The 20782-nt window shown below is 41.5% G+C and carries 17 protein-coding genes; 3 read left to right on the forward strand and 14 right to left on the reverse strand.

Features of this window, described 5'->3' with window-relative positions:
- Nucleotides 1-2: 2 nt before the first annotated feature.
- Nucleotides 3-740 carry a sugar isomerase domain-containing protein gene (locus G457_RS0111660; RefSeq protein WP_051260801.1) on the forward strand — a complete coding sequence of 246 codons (738 nt, stop codon included), beginning with the start codon at nucleotides 3-5 and terminating at the stop codon, nucleotides 738-740.
- Here G457_RS0111660 and G457_RS0111665 read toward each other — a convergent pair.
- From G457_RS0111665 to G457_RS0111685, 5 genes are all read right to left on the reverse strand, one after another.
- Entirely contained in the window at nucleotides 737-3277 is a 2541-nt protein-coding gene (locus G457_RS0111665; RefSeq protein WP_035483708.1) for a family 20 glycosylhydrolase, read from the reverse strand. The genes G457_RS0111660 and G457_RS0111665 overlap by 4 nt on opposite strands.
- A gap of 27 nt (nucleotides 3278-3304) precedes the next feature.
- Nucleotides 3305-4180, reverse strand: coding sequence for a formate/nitrite transporter family protein (locus G457_RS0111670; RefSeq protein WP_035483710.1), 876 nt, complete (start codon nucleotides 4178-4180; stop codon nucleotides 3305-3307).
- A gap of 39 nt (nucleotides 4181-4219) precedes the next feature.
- On the reverse strand, nucleotides 4220-5128 hold the full coding sequence (locus G457_RS0111675; protein ID WP_155847138.1) for a hypothetical protein: 909 nt from the start codon (nucleotides 5126-5128) through the stop codon (nucleotides 4220-4222).
- 203 nt (nucleotides 5129-5331) lie between these two features.
- Nucleotides 5332-5730, reverse strand: coding sequence for a group III truncated hemoglobin (locus G457_RS0111680; RefSeq protein ID WP_026946649.1), 399 nt, complete (start codon nucleotides 5728-5730; stop codon nucleotides 5332-5334).
- A complete protein-coding gene (locus G457_RS0111685) occupies nucleotides 5730-6974 on the reverse strand; it encodes an alkaline phosphatase family protein (RefSeq protein ID WP_026946650.1) in 1245 nt (414 codons plus the stop codon). Before G457_RS0111685 ends, G457_RS0111680 begins: the two co-directional genes overlap by 1 nt.
- A gap of 349 nt (nucleotides 6975-7323) precedes the next feature.
- Here G457_RS0111685 and G457_RS21385 point away from each other — a divergent pair, with 349 nt between their 5' ends.
- Nucleotides 7324-7707 carry a single-stranded DNA-binding protein gene (locus G457_RS21385; protein ID WP_035483712.1) on the forward strand — a complete coding sequence of 128 codons (384 nt, stop codon included), beginning with the start codon at nucleotides 7324-7326 and terminating at the stop codon, nucleotides 7705-7707.
- 118 nt (nucleotides 7708-7825) lie between these two features.
- Here the strand turns inward: G457_RS21385 and G457_RS0111700 are convergent, their stop codons facing one another.
- Genes G457_RS0111700 through G457_RS0111715 form a run of 4 tightly spaced genes read right to left on the reverse strand, consistent with a single transcriptional unit; the run spans nucleotide 7826 to nucleotide 14386 of the window.
- Entirely contained in the window at nucleotides 7826-11230 is a 3405-nt protein-coding gene (locus G457_RS0111700; RefSeq protein WP_026946651.1) for an efflux RND transporter permease subunit, read from the reverse strand.
- A 3-nt stretch (nucleotides 11231-11233) separates the two neighbouring features.
- Nucleotides 11234-12370 (reverse strand): efflux RND transporter periplasmic adaptor subunit, encoded by a 1137-nt coding sequence (locus G457_RS0111705; protein ID WP_026946652.1) that lies wholly within the window; start codon nucleotides 12368-12370, stop codon nucleotides 11234-11236.
- A gap of 40 nt (nucleotides 12371-12410) precedes the next feature.
- Nucleotides 12411-13769 carry a TolC family protein gene (locus tag G457_RS21390; protein WP_035483714.1) on the reverse strand — a complete coding sequence of 453 codons (1359 nt, stop codon included), beginning with the start codon at nucleotides 13767-13769 and terminating at the stop codon, nucleotides 12411-12413.
- Entirely contained in the window at nucleotides 13766-14386 is a 621-nt protein-coding gene (locus G457_RS0111715) for a TetR/AcrR family transcriptional regulator (protein ID WP_051260811.1), read from the reverse strand. Before G457_RS0111715 ends, G457_RS21390 begins: the two co-directional genes overlap by 4 nt.
- A 227-nt stretch (nucleotides 14387-14613) precedes the next feature.
- Between G457_RS0111715 and G457_RS0111720 the strand changes: the two genes are divergently transcribed.
- Entirely contained in the window at nucleotides 14614-15417 is an 804-nt protein-coding gene (locus tag G457_RS0111720) for an alpha/beta fold hydrolase (RefSeq protein ID WP_026946654.1), read from the forward strand.
- Here the strand turns inward: G457_RS0111720 and G457_RS0111725 are convergent.
- From G457_RS0111725 to G457_RS0111745, 5 genes are all read right to left on the reverse strand, one after another.
- Entirely contained in the window at nucleotides 15414-15776 is a 363-nt protein-coding gene (locus G457_RS0111725; protein WP_026946655.1) for a DUF2116 family Zn-ribbon domain-containing protein, read from the reverse strand. The genes G457_RS0111720 and G457_RS0111725 overlap by 4 nt on opposite strands.
- Nucleotides 15777-15841: 65 nt before the next feature.
- Complete coding sequence (locus G457_RS0111730; protein ID WP_026946656.1) at nucleotides 15842-16450, reverse strand: class I SAM-dependent methyltransferase; 609 nt, start codon at nucleotides 16448-16450, stop codon at nucleotides 15842-15844.
- Nucleotides 16451-16574: 124 nt separating this feature from the next.
- Entirely contained in the window at nucleotides 16575-19232 is a 2658-nt protein-coding gene (locus tag G457_RS0111735; protein ID WP_026946657.1) for a PQQ-dependent sugar dehydrogenase, read from the reverse strand.
- Between the two features lie 98 nt (nucleotides 19233-19330).
- Entirely contained in the window at nucleotides 19331-20029 is a 699-nt protein-coding gene (locus tag G457_RS0111740) for an XRE family transcriptional regulator (RefSeq protein ID WP_026946658.1), read from the reverse strand.
- 204 nt (nucleotides 20030-20233) lie between these two features.
- A complete protein-coding gene (locus G457_RS0111745) occupies nucleotides 20234-20632 on the reverse strand; it encodes a four helix bundle protein (RefSeq protein WP_026946659.1) in 399 nt (132 codons plus the stop codon).
- Nucleotides 20633-20782: the final 150 nt, after the last annotated feature.

A 20782-nucleotide genomic window follows, 5' to 3' on the forward strand; every position in this document is an offset into this window, starting at 1 on the left:
TTATGGAAAAAGCATTTGAGCGGTTTCATCAACTCATACTCTCCAAACTCAAAGGAGCTTTCTCACAGGAGCAAGAGATTCTTCAGGCTTCAGAATGGGTCGCAAGCACCATTCAAAATGAAGGTTGGATTTACACTGCTGGAACGGGCCATTCCCATCTTTTAGCAGAAGAGATTTTTTACCGCGCAGGGGGATTTGCAAGGGTTTACCCAATATTAGATCCACCTTTGATGCTTCATGAAAGTGCTTCGAAAAGCTCTATACTCGAACGGGAAGAAGGATATGCCCATAAAATCCTGAGTCAAATAAACTTAAGCTCAAAGGATACTCTTATAATCGCTTCAAATTCAGGGAGAAATGCTGTAACGATTGAACTTGCTCAAGCATTCCAAAATCAAGGAGCAAAGGTAATTTGTATAACCAACCTTGCTCATAGTCGATCTGTGGCATCACGACATAGTTCCGGTTTGAAGCTTTACCAAGTAAGTGATTTGGTTTTAGATAATCAGGGCGAAATCGGTGATGCTGCAGTTGAGATTTCAGGAATTCCAGGAAAAGTAGGAGCAACTTCCACTGTGGTAGGAGCAGCACTTCTTCAAGCCATTATGGCGCAGGCTGTGGAGAGCTTAGCCAAAACAGGTACAATTCCAGAACTTTTCATCAGTGCCAATACCGAAGAGGGCGAAAAATATAATGACAGCCTTTTGGAGAAATACAAAGGACAAGTTCCTCCGCTTTAATTTTCCAACCAACTCACATGACTACCTTGGCCACTTTTTGTAAATGCTTTAAATCGGAGTTTTTCCGAAAAAGGAATAGGTTCTGAATAAAGAGAGCTTTCTGCTGTAGGTTCAGAACCATCCGTGGTGAAACGAATATTCAAACCAAGTATCTCTGTATTAGCATACACCATTCCTTCACGCAATTGAAGTCCGGGAGGTGAAATGGAAATTTCATATCCTCCATTAATTTTCTCCAGCTTAGGAATTTCTATTTGCCCAACTTGATTGACGAAGATATTCCACTCCAATTCTCGCTTTTCTAATTTTTCCCGAATAGTACTAGCTTCCGACCAATCTGGATCTCCGACCCATGCACGTTCGGTAAGTGCTAAGAAACGAGGTAAAAGGTACGATTCTAGCATTTCTGGGCTTTTTACTGTCTCCGTCCAGATCTGTCCTTGGATCCCTAGAATATTTTCTTTTCCCTTTTCGGTGAGTTTTTCAAATGATTGCTCCGCTTCTTCCCAATCCCAAGGCTTTCCTTCCACGGTCTCGTCGTGAGATAGGTGGAATTTTCCCGGGACAGTTTGCCAGGTATTGAATAAGCTCGTGACTCCAGACCAGGTATGTCCCCGATCTCGTGGATCCCAACTTGATGAAAGATCAAAATAGTAATTGGCACTGGAAGAAATTACGACAGGGAATCCATCATTAGCCAATCGATAGGCCATGTCTTCCCCTCCCCAACCGGCAACGGCATTCCAAGCATACAGCTGCCAAGAACGATCCGAAAAATCAGGATTAGGGATGACTTCCCCCTCTTCAAGCTTTTGTCCTATCTCTTCCCAACCGGCTTGTTGGATACCTTGACGCTTCAAAAAATATCCAATTCGAGATCGAAAATAATCTCCCAAGCCCGCCTTAGTCATAGACTTGTTCTCTTTCAAAAACTGCTCGCAAAGCGGAGAATTTTCCCAAACTCCATGAGGTACCTCATCTCCTCCCGTATGGAAGGTTTTCAAGCTAAGTCCTGCATCTTCATAGAGCGCTTTAATTTCGGAAACTACCGTTTCAAAAAATTTGTAAACAGACTCTCTACACACACAAATGGTATTATCTCGAAAATTCTGAGCAGATAGATAAGGCGAGTTATCATTAGGGTCGATCAAGCGAAATTCCTCAGCTTTTTCAATTTCTCCGAGTTGACTAAATCGCTCGTATCGCTTCTCCATCGCTTTAATTGCAGCTCGAGAATGAGCAGGAAAACCAATTTCAGGAATCACTTCAATCTTTCTTTCGGCAGCATAAAGAAGTATTTCTCTGAATTCCTCTTGAGTATAAAACCCAGAACCGGGTGATTGCCCTTTCTCTACTCCAGAGGCATAAAATGGCCACAAAAAGTCTGTTTCATTATCAGAAAAACCTCGCTTAGATGCATATTCAGACAATTCAGGAAGTGCTTTTACCTCAAGTCTCCATCCCTCATCATTAGCCAAGTGAAAGTGAAAGGTATTTAGCTTATACAAAGCCATCAAATCCAGTAGCCGAAAAATCTCATCTTTGGTTATAAAATTACGACCTACATCCAAGAAGAATCCCCGATAGGAGTAAGCAGGATGATCAGAAATGCTAATCTGCGGTAAAGTCAATTGATTGGAAAGCCCGTCCCAGAAATCCGCTGACTGCAATGCTAAAAAAGATTGGACGCCATAGAAAGCACCTTTTTCGTCAGAAGCAAGGATTAACACTCTTCTGTCCCTGATTTCTAAGGAATAACCCTCTGATGGAAAGCCTTCCTTCCTCGAAATTCGAATCTGAACCGGTTTTTCTGCTCGGTCAACGTCAGGGTTATAATGAGCCTTAATCTGCTTGGTAAGATAAGTTGCCGTCTCTGCAAAGACCTTATCCCCCACCACAGCCAAACCTGCCTGAGTAACCTGAATAGTTTCGCCTTGCCTTGACCAAAAATGAGGCGTAGGAACAAAGGGAGGAATCTCTTCTATAGAAAGCTCCTTGAGCGATTCGTTTTGGGAAAATAAAATAGCTGGGGTGGGAACTGGCAATGGACTTCCTGCAGCATATTTTTCAAGGTCCCAAACACTCATTTCATGTTTTTGATACCTCAGATTACTAGCAATACTTCCATCTGCTAAGGTGAAAATTAGTCCATCCGGCGCATGGCTATTTTTGAAATGAGGATTACGACTTAGGTATTCGATTTCGAGCTTTTCTCCAACAGGAATCAATCCTACAGCCTCTGAACCGGTTAAAACAAAAAAGTCCCCAGCCAAATGCTTGATCTCATAGTCAGGGGATTTGAGCTGAGCATTCAGGTCGAAAAAGACGCTATTGAAATACAACTTCCATCCTGGTTGGATAGCTACCTCACTCTGATTTTCGATTATAAATCCAGCCTGATGGGAATAGGGCTCAGAAAGCTTATTTTCAACAAGATCCCATTCAATTTTCAGAGATTTTTCGGCTTGATTTTGAGCAGTGCAAGCAAAGGATAGCGAGAAACAAATCATTAAAATAAGGAGAATTATCCGTTTCATGGTTTTGTGATTTCTTCTTTCCGAACTTTAATTTCCAATGTTAAAAATAAATGCCCGGTACTTCAAAAGGGCAACGAAAATTGCCCCACCAAAGGCATTTCCCAAGAGGGCTGTGGATTGAAATGTCAAATAGTCTGAGAGGTGAATTTGATCAGAAACTAGAAAGCCTGAAAATACCTCAATGCTACCAATAACGCTGTGATGAAGACCTGCAAAAGATAGAACTGTGGTGATCAGAAAGATGATCACAATCCGGCTTATGGTATCTCTGGAGGAAGCTAAAAGCCAAGATAAAAGTCCCATCAGCCAGCCTGCAATGATTGCGCTGACAAATATCACAGGGACGGTTCCATGCAATACATGCATCGCGATAGCTTCAACTACTTCATGGTCAAATATCTCCAGCCTCGGTCCCAGCCAAGTCAGAACAAAACTCATAAAATAACCCCCGAGAAGGTTGCCTGCTATGACCAATCCCCATAGCTTTAACATACTGCCAATTGACCGCTTCTTGTTTAGCACAGGCAAAGTCAATAAAGCTGTCTGCTCAGTAAAGAGAATGCTCTGACCCAATACTACCAAAATGAATCCAATTGGATAAACTAGTGAAATGGTTTTGAAAATTTCCGTTTCATCAGATCGTCCTTCAAGAAAAAAGTAAAATGTACAAAGCAGTAAAAAGCTAAAGCTAATCTCTAATCCTGCTGCAAAAGAACTCAAAAGAATGCTACTGGAATTTTTATCATAAGTCTCCAGAGCCTCAGTAATTTGATCCCGAAGAATTTCTCCATGGGTTTTGGCTCCGTCTGTCTTCTTCTTAGAAGTTTTATTGATTTCACGGTCTATTTCCCGCTGCTTTTCTTCTTCGAGCTGTTCGGGTCTCTTATTTTTTTTCCAAATCATAGTTTGACAGGGATCAGCATTTCACTGAAAATTAACTTATCAGTAATTTCTGCAAGCTAAGACAATTTGATTTTCAAAGACCCTATCATTTTTAAGGATATTGAAAAAATCCTCTAAAAACCGGACAGACTCTCGGTACTGACTGGAAGTCATGTATTCTTCATAATTGGACACCACCTCAAAAATTCGCTCTTCTTTTTGCAAAAACTCGTCTCTTACCGTATAAAAAACCTCCTTTTCCCTACAAAAACCTCGATACAATCGATCTGTCACACTTTCAATATCAACCAAATCACTCACCTGTGCATAAGGCGGATTGACTAAGCCAGTCATATCAAAATCATAGGCAAGTGGGACCAGTTTCTCTTCGGGAAGCATGAGCGTTTTGGAATTATGCTTGAAAAGACCTGAAAAATCCGTATTACCGATCATCATCTGAAAGAAATCATGGCGGACAGCAGGCAAATCTTCCAATAACGTTCCTAAAATCCTTTTGTCATCTACAATTTCTCCATCAAAACGATCCGCTACATCATCATCATCTTCCAAAAAGAAACCCAACATGACCTCTTCCTCATCCTTTTTATCTTCATTGATAAAAGTGACACGCATCATTCGGGTTTCAAAAATATACTCACTTACTTCTTCAAAAAGTTGATAAGCCATAAACTCTTTCGCCAGATATGACTCTGCTGTTTTAGAGCGTGAGCAAGGAAATACAACTTTGATACTTTTATTTTCCTCAAACATCGTCCCCTCACGATTCTTCTTTTTAATTTTCATCCGGAGGGGTGGATAATAGCAGTTACTGAGACGAAAATTTCCCCTCACGCGGAGTTCAATAGGCATTTCTCCCCACTCTCCATCGGGGGACTTCACCCAAACTAGTTCCTCGGTAAATGTGCTGTCATTAGTAGTGCTTCGAAGATCCTTAATTGAAAATGCCATCTTGATGTCGATGATTTCATTGGATTCAAATAGATCCTCTTGCGCGAAGGATATTGAAGCTGTAAAAATCAGAATGAATAAAAAATAAAGGCAAAAAGCAATTGCCTTAGATGATAAATTAGTCATAAGAATTGATCGTCTTGTTAAAGTTCAATTAATCTAGGAAAAAACACTTGGTTTTCAAGGTTTTAGTATGAAAAAGTCTAGCGGGGTCTAGCTTCCCAAATACGCATAAAAAGCATATGCGCCATCCTTCGGGCATGTTCCTTGGCATAGTTGGCATGTTCTCCAATAAAATAGCGGTCAATAGTCTGAAACCACAATTCCAGCCAATTCCCAAAATGAACTTGATCAACCTGATAATCTACCTTTGCATCCACTTCCCGGTGAACTTGGGCAGGATTGAATTTTCCTTTGCCCGGACCTGTATTCAAAAGAATCATTTCCCAGAAATCGCTCAGATGAACTAGATGATGATCCCAATCAGAGACCACATGATTGAAAACCGGTCCTAAATGCTCATGCTTCCGCACTTTTTCGTAGAATCTACGAACCAAAAAATCTACATCCTTCCGACTTTCTATTTCCTTTCGAAGCTCCATCAATCTTTAAGTACGGGTTGAAGTACCTCAAGTTTTCCATCAATATTTGATGGAATAGGAAGACCCAAAATTTTACATATCAATGGATAAACATGAACGTTTTCGAAAGGCTCAATTACCAAGCCCTCCTTAATTTGAGGCCCTTTTGCATAGAAAATCCCATGCATAGACTTGTAATCAGGGCTATATCCATGCTCTCCAAAAACATCGGTCTTCATACTTGCTGAACGATTCTGGTACCGAAAAATTCCGCGATCATCAGTCAAATAGTATCCCAAATCAGGAATAATCAATAAATCACCAAGTAGGTCACGATGCAAGCTTAAATCCTGATAGTACTCTCGATCCTCCACATCCACTACATGAATGTGCTCTCCACGTGCTTCGATAGTCTGGATGACTTTTTTCTTTTCCGACAGGTCTTCCAAGTGCAAATGAACCAAAGCTCCTGAGTTGACCACTCGTGCATTGATGTCTTCTACCAAGGGATCTAGATTGATGAGCTTTTCCTTTGGAACAGCCTGCATTCCATGGTCGGAAACCAAAACGACGTGAATTGGTAAATCCAAACTTTTCAATCCTTCAAATAGGGCCCCAAGTTCCCGGTCCAGCCTTTTCAAAGTATTTCCCAATTGCTCATCATTATCCGGGCCGTATCGATGCCCGGTATCATCCATATCCGAAAAGTACATGGTAATCAACTGAGGTCGCTCGTCCTCTGGAAGCTGAAGCCATTCGAAAACTTTCGATATACGCTGAAGATTGGGCACTCTTCCATCATAGTCATAATAGTAAGATGGCCTCACGCCTTGAATATCTGCCTCACTCCCTACAAAAAAGTAACTCGCGGCAGTCATTTCATTTTGCTCAGCTAGAACCCAAAGTGGCGTCCCTCCATACCAAGTCCCATCGGTCACTACCTCTCGATTAGAAATAGAGTAACGCTGTTCTTTTTCGGGGTGCCAAAAATTGTTGTCCACGATACCATGATGCTCCGGTTTAAGTCCGGTAGCGATGGTGTAGTGATTTGGAAAAGTTTTGGTTGGAAAGGATGGAATCATTGCTTCTGCAGCTGTTCCTTCTGAAATAAACTTACTTAAATTTTCCGGCTTAAATCGCTCAACATAATCATAACGAAACCCATCCAAGGAAATCAAGATCACATAATTTTTGGTACTTTCTTGAGAAAAAACCTTCCCTATGATCAGAAAAAAGAGAAAGGAAATGGATAGTATTTTCCGCATAAATTTTTGTTTCAAAATTACCTTTCCCAACCCGCTAATTCAATCTATTTCGGTTTTTATTTTGAATGCAAAAAGTCAAAACCCGCTAGAATTATTTATTCAAAATGGACTTCCAAATCAATTAACCGATTAATAAGCCATATTTTTTATTAATAACCCTTTTTGAAAAAAAGCGCTTCAAATAGCTACAGAGGCACATTATCCGACAGCAAACGACTACTATCGGATACAAACGGATACAAACGACTGCTTACCGAGTAATAAAGCGCCCTCATTGCAACTTTGGATCATCAAGTTTTCCTCTAGCGAAAACCACAAAACAAAATTTCTAACCAAAACACACGTAATCATGAACACGCTAAGAAACAAAGTACAATTGATCGGTCGCCTAGGTGACAATGTAGAAGTAAAGACTCTTGAGTCTGGAAAAGTATTGGGAAAGGTAAGCTTGGCTACCAACGAGACTTACAAAAACCAACAAGGAGAAAAGGTCACTGAAACCACCTGGCACAATTTGGTCATTTGGGGCAAGTCAGCTGAGATCATTGCTAAATACACTTCCAAGGGATCCGAACTTGCAGTCGAAGGTAAAATCACCAACAGAAGCTACACTGACAAAGATGGGGTAAAGCGCTATCAGACAGAGATCGTTGTCCATGACTTTATGTTCCTAGGTGGCGGTAAAAATCAACCCTCAGAAGCCGAAAAAGAGGAAGCAGACCTTCCTTTTTAAAAAATGTTAAATCCAGAGTTTAACTCGAAAAAACTTTCAATTTTTCTCAAAAAGTAAAAACCCCCGGGACATTGTCCTCGGGGGTTTTGTCATAAAAAAACCACCAACCTTAAATCAATCATGCCTTTACCTTGCGTATAGCCATATTTAGCTTGTCAGCCAGCAAGTACATAACTGGTACAATTACTAACGTAAGGAAAGTCGCGAAGGTTAGGCCAAATATTACTGTCCAGGCCATTGGACCCCAGAAATCTGCATTGTCTCCTCCGATGTAGAACTGTGGATCAAAGGAACTCAAAAGACTTCCGAAATTAATGTTCATCCCAATAGCCAAAGGAATCAATCCAAGTACAGTTGTGATCGCGGTCAAAAGCACTGGGCGAAGACGGGTTTTACCTGATTCTACAATACTTCCAATTAAGTCTTCATAGCTCAAGAATGCTCCTTTGTCGACACCTAGTTCTTCCCTTCTTCGCTCTCTGACCAGATTGGTATAATCAATCAATACGATGGCATTATTTACCACCACACCAGCTAGGGAAATGATTCCGATACCCGTCATGATTACCACGAAGTCCATATTGAAAATCACAAGACCCAGGAATACGCCAATCGTACTCAAAACTACCGAAGCCATAATGATAAATGGAGTAGTCACGGAATTGAATTGAGCCACAATGATTAGGAAGATCAGTGAAACTGCAATTCCCAATGCGCGTGTCAAGAATTCCTGCGATTTGGCTTGTTCTTCCTGCTCACCTGTGAATTTGACCTGAATACGATCCGGTACTTCATAGCTAGCCATCAAGGTCTTGATCTTTTGATTGATCTCGGTAGGATTGTAGCCATCCAGTACGTTGGAATACATGGTAATGACTTTCTCCAAATCCTTACGCTTGACAGATCCATAAGTTGAGCCATATTGAATGTCGGCTACTGCCGAGATCGGAACCTCTCTCTTTGTCCCAAATTTATCTCGGAAGCCAATCTTCTTATTGACAAGTGTATTGATGTCATACCGATAGTCATCCATCAATCGCAGTTGGATCGGATAGTCATCCTCTCCTTCTTTATATTTCGAAACCTCTAGTCCAAATAGTGCTGTTCTGAGTTCCGTAGCGATGGAGGATGTGGAAAGACCAAATCTTCGGGCTTTTTCTCGATCAATATCCAAGATTACCTCAGGACTACCGAGAGAAAGGTCAGTTTTCAATTCCTCTAATCCGGGAATATTCTGATCTTCAAGGTAATCTTTGGCTTTACCAACGTAGTCAATTAATTGCTCATAGTTTTCCCCGATGAATTCAATATTTACTGCCTTTCCTACAGGAGGTCCATTTCGCTGCTTATCGACTGTAATGAGCACACCAGGATACTGTTCCACTAGATCCCTGATCACTTCCATGGCTCTATTGGTATTCACCCCTTGACGATCGATATAATCCACAAAACCAATGGTGATTTTCGCCTTGTGTGGGGTAGTCTCATTACTTGGTCCTTCGGTAGGGTCTCCTGTACCCTCACCTACTTGAGTGATGAAAGATTCGATAATTGGATGAAATTCATTCAAAGCCTGATAGACTTCATCTTCCATTCGATCTACAAATTCATCGGTGGCTTCGATATCCGTTCCGATTGGGAATTCCACGAAGACATTGACCAATTGAGGCTGATTGTCAGGGAAAAATAGAATTTTCGGAGATCTTACAAATAAAAGAGCTAGCGAAAGAATCAACAATAGGTTTACTCCAGCAAAGAAGAAATAAGGGTTCCATCCTTTAAGAGCAAACTTGAGCGTCTTCTCGTAAGCATTCTCCAAATTGACCAAAAAGACTGTCTGAAACCACCTGATAGCTTTTCGAAGTACAAACACATTAAAGATGGTCAATAAACTCGCTACAAGCGCCAATGACCCAAAGGCCGTCCAACCCAAGAGGTAGAAAATAACGGACAATACCAAAAAGATACCTGCAACGATGATGGGCTTTTGCTTTTTCTTCACCACGTTGATATCCTCCACCTTCATGTACAAGGAGGTCAACACAGGGTTAATCACTAAGGCAACAAATAGTGAGGAGGATAAAACGATAATCAGCGTGATGGGCAAGTATTTCATAAACTCACCGACGATATCATCCCAAAACGCCAAAGGCAAAAAGGCCGCCAAGGTAGTGGCTGTTGAGGTAATAATTGGCCAAGCAACCTCTCCTACTCCTTCTTTCGCTGCACGAATTGGATTTTTTCCCTCAGACATCAGTCGGTAGATATTTTCTACAACAACGATTCCATTATCCACTAGCATACCTAGGGCAAGAATCAAGGAGAAAAGCACCATGAGGTTCAGCGTAATTCCGAATGAGTTTAGCACCAAAAAGGAGATAAACATAGAAAGCGGTATAGCCACACCCACAAACAAGGCGTTTCTAAAGCCTAGGAAAAACATCAAAACCAAGACTACCAGAATCACCCCAAAGATGATGGAGTTTTCCAAATCACTTACTTGAAGTCGTGTCTGCTTGGATTGATCATTGGTGATGGTAATTTCCAGGTCTTGTGGGAATCGATTAGCCTTTGCGTCATCGATAATTACCTTGATTTTATCAGCTGCATTGAGCAGGTTTTCACCTGATCGCTTGGTCACATTGATAGTTACTACCGGGAGATTCTTGCTACGAGCGTAAGAAGAGCGCTCTTTGTAAGTGTCTTCCACTTTTGCTACATCCCGAAGGTAAACGATCTTTTGATTGTCTGTTTTGACAATGATGTTTAGCAAGTCCTGAGGATCTGAAAACTCTCCATCAACACGCAGCGTACGGGTAAAGTCTCCTGAACGGATATTTCCTCCTGAAACAGTCACGTTTTCAGACTGCACCGCACCGGAAATATCATTGAAAGTCACCCCGGTTGCTTCCATTTTGTAGGGGTCTGCGTTGATTTGAATCTCACGCTCTACCGTACCAGCGAGATCTGCTTTGGAAATCTCTGGTAACTTCTCGATTTCGTCTTCCAGGTATTCACCAAATTTCTTGAGCTCAGTCTCTGAATAATCTCCAGAGATATTGACATTCATGATTGGAAAGTCCGAGGTATTCACCTCCACCACATTTGGATCCTGATCGAGGTCAGTTGGCAACTCACTTTTTGCCTTATCTACCGCATCCTTTACGTCTTGGATGGCCTTTGATATTTCAATCCCAGGATTGAACTCAATAACAATGGAAGAAAAATCCTGTACCGAGGTGGATTTGATATCCTTTACATCATTGAGGGACTTCAGTTCCTTTTCGATAGGTCGGGTGATCAGGTTTTCCATATCCACAGGCGAATTACCCGGATAAGGAGTACCCACATAAACCGTTGGAATAACTATCTCTGGAAAACTTTCCTTAGGCATCGTGCGATAAGCACTCAGGCCAAGCACGGTGATAATCAGTGTCAAAATCACCACCGAGGTGGAATTGTCGACACTGAGACTGGATAGTCCAAATTCCCGAGTGGTTTTCAATTTTTGTTGATCTGACATGATTTAACCTTGTGCAATGTTTACGTTGAAATTATCTCCTACTTCTCTGAAACCCTTGTCTACCAAGGTCTCATTTCCTTGAAGACCCTCTAAAATCTCTGCATTGTCGTTAAATGTTTTACCACGCTTGACATAGGTTTTCTTTGCTACACCGTCCTGAACGATATACACATAGTCACCTTTATTGTCGCTAAGAATCAAATGATTAGGAACAATCACTGAATCATCATTCTCATAGTCTTTGATTTTCATGACGGTCAGCATGTTGGGCTTCACCATTTTCATATTGGGAAGAAACACCTCTACCTTGAAGGTTCGGTTATTGGGATTGATAATTGCCCCTACCGAACTCACTTTTGTCTTCAGACTTTCACCGATAGAAGGGAAAGAAATCTGAACGCTGTCTCCTTTGCTGAGTACACCGACATAGGCCTCAGACACGTCAGCTTCGATGAAAAGATCACTCTCACCCACAAACTGGAACATTGGCATACCGGGCTGCACCAATTCACCAAGTCTCACGTCTACAGATTCAATAGTACCAGTAAATGGCGCTCTGATGATAGTCTTATCCAATTGAGTCTTTAGCGAGGCTAAGTTTCTCTCCAAGCCTTCTTTCCGATTCTTTGCTTCCAAATACTGAACTTCCGTACCGATTTCCTGGTCCCAAAGTCTTTTTTGCTTTTCAAAAAGCATAGTAGCAAGCTCCAAGGAGGTCTCCAATTCATCAATATTCCGCTGAATCGACTCTGAATCTACTCTGGCAAGAACAGATCCTCGCTCTACTCTCATTCCTTCAATGGCAGGAATTTCTAATATTCTTCCTCCTGTTTCAGCTGAGATGACCACATTCTTTTTTGACAGCACAGAACCTGTCACCTCTACGAAGTGCTCGAAATTAGCTCGCTGAGCACTCGCAGTTGTAATCAAAACAGACTTTTTGTTTTGAGAGGCAAATTCAGGATCCAAGCTTGCGATCTCAGATTCCAATTGAAGGATTTTGGTCTGAATAGAGGAAGCTTCTTGTTGTAAGCTTTCTAATTCAGCCTTTTTTGTTTCAAGTTCAGATTGTTCTGCTCCGCAGCTGTATAAAACCACGGCAGTTAGACCCAGAAATAAAAATTTGTATATCGCTTTCATATTAATTTTACGGAGTTGAGTCCCAAAACTGGGAGTTGGTTTAGTTGATGATGTCATTTTTAAGGATTCCTAATGCTTTTTCTAAATCTACTTTTGCGATCAAACCGTCATAGAGCGCTGATAAATAATTGAATTCTGCCTCAACAAGCGCTGCATCGGCATCTACTACTTCAAGGTTTGACCCGACCCCTTCTTGATACTTGATTTTAGCTATGTCATATACTTCACGGGCTAATTCCAAATTTTCCCTTTGAACCGTCAGGATTAGCAGGTCATTTTCTAAAGTGGATTTCGCTGAGAAAACCTCATTTTTTATGCTTTCTCTCAAGAAACTTCGTTGGTTCTCCAATTGCTGAATTTGAATTCGGTTTTTCTGAATTCGGGCACTTTTAAGCAAACCATCAAAAATCGGAATCTGCATACTAACACCTAGTAAAGAGCTTCCAAACCAATTCTGTTTGTCAAAAACCGTATTGAAAGTATTTCCTGCACCAGCACGCTGTGCATTTGCCACAAAATCGATAGTCGGCATATATTGAGCCTGATTATTCTTCAGGTCCAAACCGATCAATTCAATATTTGTATTTAGCTGGGCCACTTCTATTCGTTCTACCCCTTCATCGATCAAGAGAGCATTTAATTCCTCAATGGGATTGAGCTCAGCCAACGTCTCAGTAGGCCGAAGACCATACTCCATAGGAAGTCCAATCTGAAGTTTTAGAATTTGCTCACTTACTTCTAATGAGGTCCTGGCTCTTTCTACCTGAGAGTAGGTATTATTTCGCTGTACTTGAATACGGGATACATCGATCTTTTCTGCAAAACCAGCTTGATTCAATGCCTGAGTTTCCGAAAGTAAAGTATCGATCCGAGCCAGATTTGCTTCTGCAAGCCGAATCCTTTCGAGATTGACCAAAACTCCAAAATAAGCTTTCTTCACTGCCTCTATGGCATCATTCTCGGTCTTGATCAGATCTAGATCGGTCAGTTGCTTGTAGGTTCTAGCTGCTCGAAGTCCGACAAAAAATGAACCGTCGAAAATCATTTGTCGGAGATTTGCTCCAAGATTAGATTGGTAACTAACCCCAAATCTCGCAGGAATGACATCGGAAGGAATATTGGGATCCCCAAACGGTGGTTCATTGGGAAGAAATACGACCGGAATGGCGGGATTATAATTCAAATCAAAGTTTCCATTGATCTGAGGTAGTCCCGAGGCGGTAGTTTCCTTGATTGTTGCCTTAGAAATCAGTGTTTCTAATTGAGCATTTTTTACATTCACATTATTCTCCAAAGTGTACTGAAGCGCCTCTTCTAGAGTCAATTCGACTATTTCCTGAGCTTCTACTTTGTAAAATAAACTGAACAATAAAAAGAAAATAATAGCTGGTATTCTCATTTTTCTGGGGTTGAAACAGATTTTTCTTGTTGGATTTTATAGGCTTCTCGTCCTTTTTCTGTGAAGATTCCATGCAGGAAATGGTCCATCATCTCGAGCTGAACTTTCACGATATCGTATTCCTTATCCTGAAAGTTGGATGGATCCATAGCATTGGTGATTTGATCTACTCGAATACGTGCTAAGATGGGGGCCTCTATTTCAGGTCGGAAATAGCCCAATTTTTTCCCGCGCTCAATGATTTCGGTCAATTCATGTAATATGACTTCTTCCTTATGTCTTGCAAAAACAGACCAAGCTTCCGGAAAATACTTTTGAACTTCATGAATCGTGATGGGGTTGATAGACTGCAAGCGATGCCTCATCATGCGAGAAATACTTACAAGAGTCTCGATAACCTGATCATCGGAACTATTCATAATCTCGTCTAGCTTGCACTGATCCTCACTCAAAATCCGTTCAAAGGCAGATTTAACCAGTTCCTTCTTGTCCGAAAACTCCTGATACAGCGTCTTTTTCGAAATTCCCAAGTGTCTGGCAATATCATCCATTGTGACACTTCGAACTCCGAATCTAGAAAATTCATCTACCGCTGCATCTAATATCTTCTCTCGCATCTCATGCATCTCTATTGGTATTCAGGTTGCGAAACTATGGAAACGATAGGAAAGTTCAAAGTTTCCCTAGTTTTTTCTAAAATTATATTTGGGTATTTATCAATATTCTTTTTCCAAACTGTTCGTTCACGAACATTTTTGCATATTTTTGATATATAATTTTGTACAATCAATCACGTTCATCTATAAAAATTTGTAGTTTGAATAAAATATTAAAGTTTTAATCCATGACTCGATCTATCGAAACCAAACTTGGAAAGCTTTCCTACCTCACCTATGGAGAAGGCGACAATACTTTTATCCTATTTCATGGATTTGGACAAACCCAAGAGGATATGGCTAAATTTTTAGAGCTTCGCAAAAATGGGTCGAAGTATATCCTCGTTGATATTTTTTATCATGGCAAAAGCCAATGGTTTGATTCTGCGACACCTTTGACCAAAAACACCTGGAAGTTTTATATTGAGCATTTGATGAAGAAGGAGGGTTTTCATGAATTTCACCTGATTGGATACAGTATGGGAGGGAAATTTGTCTTGTTGACTTATGAACTTTTTGATAAAAAAATCAATAGTCTTACCCTACTCGCTCCGGACGGCATTAAAACCGGTCTTTGGTATAGCATCAGTAGCTATCCGGGATCTTTTCACGGAGTTTTCAAAGGAGTTGTATTCAAGCCCAAGCTTTTCTTTGGATTTATGAATGGATTAAATTCAGCGGGTTTGCTCGAAAGCAGCATTGTCAAATTTGTACAGACTCAGATGGAAACTAGCTCCAAACGGGCTCAAGTCTATTTCACTTGGAAGGTCTTTGGTGGCATTCAATTGCATTTGGGAAAAATTATTCGCCAACTCCGGAAGAATAAAACCCCGGTTGACCTTTTCATTGGAAAATACGATCGGATGGTTACGGAGCAGAACCTAGCCCGATTTTCATCCAAAGTACCTCATTTAAGACAGCACAGTTTGCCAGTCGGGCACGGAAGACTCATTGCAGCTACGGTGGATTTTTTGAAGAAGACCAAAAACTAACTTTCCTTTCGCCTCACAATCAAATACCAATCCCCTTCCAGGGCTAGGTATCCATAATCATAGCAAAAGTGATAGACCGATCCCTTTTTGGTTTCATAGGTGTGAGTGAAATAGACAAAATCGAATCCTTCACGCATCAATCTATCCTTTGGAGTTTTGTACATATCCTCTCCGGAAGGAATCAAAGACTCGAGAATATTTCGGTTTTTCTTTAGTCGATGGTTTATCCGACGCATAAAATTGCTATTGTCTGCGTACTGCTTGTAGTTGTAATTATTCCTACACTGATCGTCGCAGAACTTCTTATCGGCCCTACCCTGAATAGGCGCTCCACAATTAAGACATGTTTTCTTTTCCATAGCATCCAAAAAAATTCTTTTCAATTTAGATAATTAGTTTAAAAAATCAAGAAAATTGAAGAAAACTATAGCCGAGCTACCAATCGTATCACGGAGGACAATCCGTCATGAAACTCTCCTTCCTTGATCTCAAGCACCTTTTTTTCAAAAAACAACCAGTCTAAGTCCCCAAAATCCTCTTCCAACTCTTCTTTTGAAAATAACATGCTGGCATCTTTGGGCCCTCCTGATTTCGGATTTTTGGAATTGTAATCCAAATGTTCCTTGGAAAAAGCCTCGAGGATAATTTGCCCCCCAGGTTTCAGGAGTTTTTTCAATGATTGATGAATAGATGTGCGAAGAGAGGCCGGAAAATGTGCAAAAATCAAAACGATCAGATCAAAAGAGTTCTCCTTGAAACCTTGTTGATCAAGGAGCCCAACTCGATAATCAATGGAAACTTCTTTTTCCTCAGCCAGTTTATCTGCTTTAATTTTAGCGGATGAGCTGATGTCAAAAGCCGTCACATTCCAGCCAAGAGTTGCTGCAAAGACGGCATTTCGTCCTTCTCCTTCTGCCGCAAAAAGAGCCTTACCAGGCTTTATCCCAACTAATTTCGATTGTAAAAATAGATTAGCTTCTTTCCCGTAAACGTATTCATCAGCGGCATATCGCTCATCCCAAAACTCTTTCATGATCATTTGATTGATTAGAAATGGAAATAAAAAAGGGAACCCCATAGTTCCCTTTTTTGGTATTTATTACTGCTTTCTGATGTCATCTGTATTTTTACAGGTCTTTTCAGAATGACTCCTATATTCATTTTAGAAATTGAATCCGATCTAGATTAAAGGTATTCCAAATCGAAATCCCTGAATCTGTCTTAAGAACAAAATAAAGGTCCGCCGTTTCATCGGATTTCTTCAGTGGAATCACCTCAGTAAAATAGCCCCTTCGATCACCTTGAAGTAGGACTTCAGAAATACCAATCCTTGGTCCCGTCGGAGAACCAAGCCGAATTTCTAAACGACCTTCTATCCCTGCAGGATTTACAAGAATCTCCACTTGCCTTATTCCCCTTAAGTCAATTTGGTCAAATGCAATCCAGGAATTTCGCTGGGTAAACCGGACGAAATTCAGCCCATTTGCATTGGCCTTCGCCGAATTTTCAAAGCGATCCGCAGTCACTGCTTTTATATCTGGGTGGCGGAGAGTTAGCTGGACATTTCCTCGAAGCGGGTCTATACCATTGGCTCCTTGGTCCGTATAGCTTGCCTGCACCAAATAGTATCCTTCTGGATTATCAGATTGCTCTGGGGAAAACTCTCCCTCTAAAGGCCAGTTGACTTTTCCATAATCAGGATCTTCCAAAGCCAAGATAAAATCGACCATCTGCCCTACTTGCTCTTCCGGCAAGTGAGTATGCCCAGGCATGATGCGCTCGCCTCCCCAAACGCCCCCACCGCCATTTCGGATCTTGTCGATAAGGTATTCTTTGGCATCGGACTGGCCCTTGTATTTGGCAGAAACTTCTTGATAGGTCGGTCCAACCGACTCATTGGCAATCGCATGACAGGCTTTGCATCCAGCTTGGTTGATGAAATTTTCACCCACAGAAACCTGCTCCTCTTGATGGCCAGCCTGAATCAGATCAAAGCCTCCTGCGATGTAATCGATAGAAAAATCAATCGCTTCGGAGTCTATTTCACCATCTTCCCGATCCACAACTTGCACTGAATAGTCCACAGGCTGCCCTTCAAAGTAAAAACTTGTATTACCAGCCCATTCGATAAATACCTGAGGACGTTCATTTCCTACCCGAATTTCCAGGCTTGTGGAAGCTTTTTCTCCCTCCAAATCAGTAACTGTCAGTGTAACTGGATAAATTCCTGGATTTTCGAAAGTATGGGAAGGGTTTGGGGAATTGCTACTTGGGCTACCATCTCCAAAATCCCAGGTATAAGTCAAGCGATCTTCAGGATCAAAATCCATGGAACCTTCTGCAGAAAAAGTCACATCAAGAGGAGCCGCTCCCGTTCGTTGATTTGCAGAAGCTTTAGCCAGCGGCTCACGGTTTCCAGGTGCAAATTCAATGCGATACAAACCCGAATCATCATTCTGGGCCCGCCAGTAGGTTCCGTATTCCAATACATAAAGTGAACCATCCTTAGCAAACTGCATATCTACAGGTTTGTCAAATACAGTCGAGGGCATAAAGCGCTCCATGGTATCGTATTCGAAATTTTCGGTCAAGGAAACCGTGAAAATCCAATTTCGCATCCAATCATAGATAAAAAGCTTGTCATTATAATAGCCCGGGAATCGAACGGCTGAATTTTCATAATCTTCCCGATGATAGACAGGCCCTGCCATGGCATTTCTACCGCCTGTGGCGAGCATGGGAAACTCCTCCGATTCATCGTAAGGATACCAGATCAAAGCCGGCTGTGCCGGTGGCAATTGCTCCAAACCCGTGGTATTTGGGCTGGTATTCACAGGAGCAGCCGGATCGAATTCAAAAAGACTTTCCTGAGTTTCAAAATCGTATTTCCAGTAAGGCTTATTATTTCCTACAAAATACGGCCAACCGTAAAATCCAGCCTTTGTAGCTAGATTAATTTCATCATGACCTTTGGGACCTCTGCGAGCAGAATCCACAGAGGCGTCAGGCCCCACTTCACCCCAAAAAAGATTTCCAGTATGCTTATCAATGGAAATTCGGTATGGGTTTCGATTACCCATCACATAGATTTCCGGTCGGGTATTGGGCGTGCCCGGAGGGAAAAGATTGCCTTCAGGAATGCTGTAGCTTCCATCGGCTTCCGGCTTGATTCGAATGATGGCTCCACGAAGATCGTTCGTATTTCCGGAGGTCTTTTGGGCATCCACATTGGCGGGACGATCTTGACGCTCATCGATGGGATTGTAATTATCCGATTCAAAAGGCGTCGTATCATCCCCGGTAGAAAGAAAAAGCAAACCATTGGCATCAAACTCAATCGATCCGCCCGAGTGGCAGCATCCCCGAAAGACAGGAATTTCCAGCAGGATTTTTTCGGAACTTAGGTCAAGCCGATTTTCGACAAAATCAAATCTGGAAAGCCGGTTGACATCCGGGCTGTAATCATTGGGAGCATAGTAGAGGTAGATCCAATGATTTTGGTTGAAGTTAGGATCCTTGGCCAAACCCAAAAGCCCATCTTCTCCTTCGATATACACGTCGAGCTCACCCACCACAGTAGTCTCCCCTGTGGCAGCCTCGTACAATTTCAGCAAACCAGCCCGCTCGATGAAAAGCACATCTCCGTTGTCCAGGACTTCAAGCTCCATGGGTTCGTTGAGCTTTTCGACCAAAGTCACTTTAGTGAAGCGAGTCTCGTCCGGCTTTATAGTAGCAAAGGGGTCAACATCTTTTGGGGAGCAGTTCCAAAGTAATCCAAGTAGGATAAGGCATCCTGAAAAACGAAGGGAATTCATGAAAGCAGGTTTTTAGGTTTATTGAATCTTGAAGATACACATGCCCTCGTAAAAGCCATGAACCAATGGTGGAAATGAATTGATTCCTCTTCAAAAAATCACTCACTCATGACCAAGCGATATCGCCACACCTCCCGAACTTGCTCTATCTCTACATCGAAGGGTGGATAGATTGGATTGGAGGAACAGAGCAGAATCTTTTGAACAGACTGAATACGGTTGTAAGCGATTTTAAAAGTCACACCATCCTGCTCGGTGACTATCACATAGCGCTCCCCGTCTTTGATTCCAAACCAGTCATCCACGTATTCACAGACAATCCATGCTCCATCAGGAATCGGCAGCATGGAATCTCCGTCCACCTGAAAAACGCGATGCTTTTTGTCCATGGGAAGAAAAGGCAGGGAAAAGCGGGGAAGCTCTGAGATAAATTCAGGATCAGCAAAGCCAGCCAAATAACTGGCCTTGGCCCGCTGAGAAACCACTTCGATCAATTCACGTCCCTCCGCATCCACGGTGGTGGAAAGAATCCGTAGCTTTCTTCCCCGGAGGAATTGATCTGTCTCCAGCAATTCCCGGAGTTTGTATTCGGAATAAGAAGCCAAATCTTCTTTGATCAGGATGTCAAGAGAAACGTTGAAGTATTCAGCAATTTTCACCAAAATGTCCAAAGGAGGCGTGATAGTGAGTTCGTATCCTGCCAGTTTAGATCTAGAAATCCCTAAAGCCTGGGCAAGAGATTCTTGTGTGAGGTTTTTCTTTTTTCGGAGGAATTTAAGATTTAATTGGATGAGCATATTTTTCTGAATTTCTAAGAGGCAACAATGGGTAAAATATTTTTTTAAGATAGCTACGCAGATAATTTTTAAGATAGCCCTGCGGGCAGATAGCTATCTTGCTGAACGAAGTGAAGCATATCTTGGCGAATCCATATCTTATCTTCTTTATTTCTAGACAGCTACGCAGATATTTTTAAGATAGCTCTGCAGGCAGATAGTCTTTCATTTTGATGAATTTTTATCTTTTGCGTTATAGGCAATTTTAATTTGATGGTTCAGTTTGACCTGAAGGCTCTTGGAAATAATTTTGATTTCTTTGTATGCATCATTTGATACAATTTTTCGCTCAAAACCGAGATCTATCCAGTGATCAACACTTTCTGATAAAGAAGCTCTTGAGATGTAGTAGAATCTAATCCTTTCAAGAAAATGAAACCTAGCATATCCTTCTGCTATATTAGCTCCTATCGAATCCATAGAACTTATCATCTGATCTCCCCATATTTTTCTTGATGGATAATCCAATCTTTGGTAAATACCCCAAGCGAAAGCAGAAAGCTGCCTTGATAAAATGTAGATTTCAAGCTCTTTGAGAGGGATGTATTTTGATTTTTCACTCATGATTAATTCTATTTTAACCTATCTCATTGAACGTAGTGAAGCATATCTTAGCAAAGCCATATCTTCTTTATTTCTAGACAGCTTCGCAGATAATTTTGAAGATAGCCCTTCGGGCAGATAGCCTATCTTGCTAAACGAAGTGAGGCAAAT

The sequence above is a fragment of the Algoriphagus marincola DSM 16067 genome, assembly GCF_000429405.1.
Taxonomy (GTDB): Bacteria; Bacteroidota; Bacteroidia; order Cytophagales; family Cyclobacteriaceae; genus Algoriphagus; species Algoriphagus marincola.

What these genes read in the sequence shown, in the direction of transcription:
- G457_RS0111675 (WP_155847138.1), bottom strand. Translation starts at nt 5,128, where the DNA reads ATGGCATTTTCAATTAAGGATCTTCGAAGCACTACTAATGACAGCACA.
- G457_RS0111660 (WP_051260801.1), top strand. Translation starts at nt 3, where the DNA reads ATGGAAAAAGCATTTGAGCGGTTTCATCAACTCATACTCTCCAAACTC.
- G457_RS0111735 (WP_026946657.1), bottom strand. Translation starts at nt 19,232, where the DNA reads ATGAATTCCCTTCGTTTTTCAGGATGCCTTATCCTACTTGGATTACTT.
- G457_RS0111680 (WP_026946649.1), bottom strand. Translation starts at nt 5,730, where the DNA reads ATGGAGCTTCGAAAGGAAATAGAAAGTCGGAAGGATGTAGATTTTTTG.
- G457_RS0111665 (WP_035483708.1), bottom strand. Translation starts at nt 3,277, where the DNA reads ATGAAACGGATAATTCTCCTTATTTTAATGATTTGTTTCTCGCTATCC.
- G457_RS0111700 (WP_026946651.1), bottom strand. Translation starts at nt 11,230, where the DNA reads ATGTCAGATCAACAAAAATTGAAAACCACTCGGGAATTTGGACTATCC.
- G457_RS21385 (WP_035483712.1), top strand. Translation starts at nt 7,324, where the DNA reads ATGAACACGCTAAGAAACAAAGTACAATTGATCGGTCGCCTAGGTGAC.
- G457_RS0111730 (WP_026946656.1), bottom strand. Translation starts at nt 16,450, where the DNA reads ATGAAAGAGTTTTGGGATGAGCGATATGCCGCTGATGAATACGTTTAC.
- G457_RS0111745 (WP_026946659.1), bottom strand. Translation starts at nt 20,632, where the DNA reads ATGAGTGAAAAATCAAAATACATCCCTCTCAAAGAGCTTGAAATCTAC.
- G457_RS0111720 (WP_026946654.1), top strand. Translation starts at nt 14,614, where the DNA reads ATGACTCGATCTATCGAAACCAAACTTGGAAAGCTTTCCTACCTCACC.
- G457_RS0111685 (WP_026946650.1), bottom strand. Translation starts at nt 6,974, where the DNA reads ATGCGGAAAATACTATCCATTTCCTTTCTCTTTTTTCTGATCATAGGG.
- G457_RS0111725 (WP_026946655.1), bottom strand. Translation starts at nt 15,776, where the DNA reads ATGGAAAAGAAAACATGTCTTAATTGTGGAGCGCCTATTCAGGGTAGG.
- G457_RS0111715 (WP_051260811.1), bottom strand. Translation starts at nt 14,386, where the DNA reads ATGCGAGAGAAGATATTAGATGCAGCGGTAGATGAATTTTCTAGATTC.
- G457_RS0111705 (WP_026946652.1), bottom strand. Translation starts at nt 12,370, where the DNA reads ATGAAAGCGATATACAAATTTTTATTTCTGGGTCTAACTGCCGTGGTT.
- G457_RS21390 (WP_035483714.1), bottom strand. Translation starts at nt 13,769, where the DNA reads ATGAGAATACCAGCTATTATTTTCTTTTTATTGTTCAGTTTATTTTAC.
- G457_RS0111740 (WP_026946658.1), bottom strand. Translation starts at nt 20,029, where the DNA reads ATGCTCATCCAATTAAATCTTAAATTCCTCCGAAAAAAGAAAAACCTC.
- G457_RS0111670 (WP_035483710.1), bottom strand. Translation starts at nt 4,180, where the DNA reads ATGATTTGGAAAAAAAATAAGAGACCCGAACAGCTCGAAGAAGAAAAG.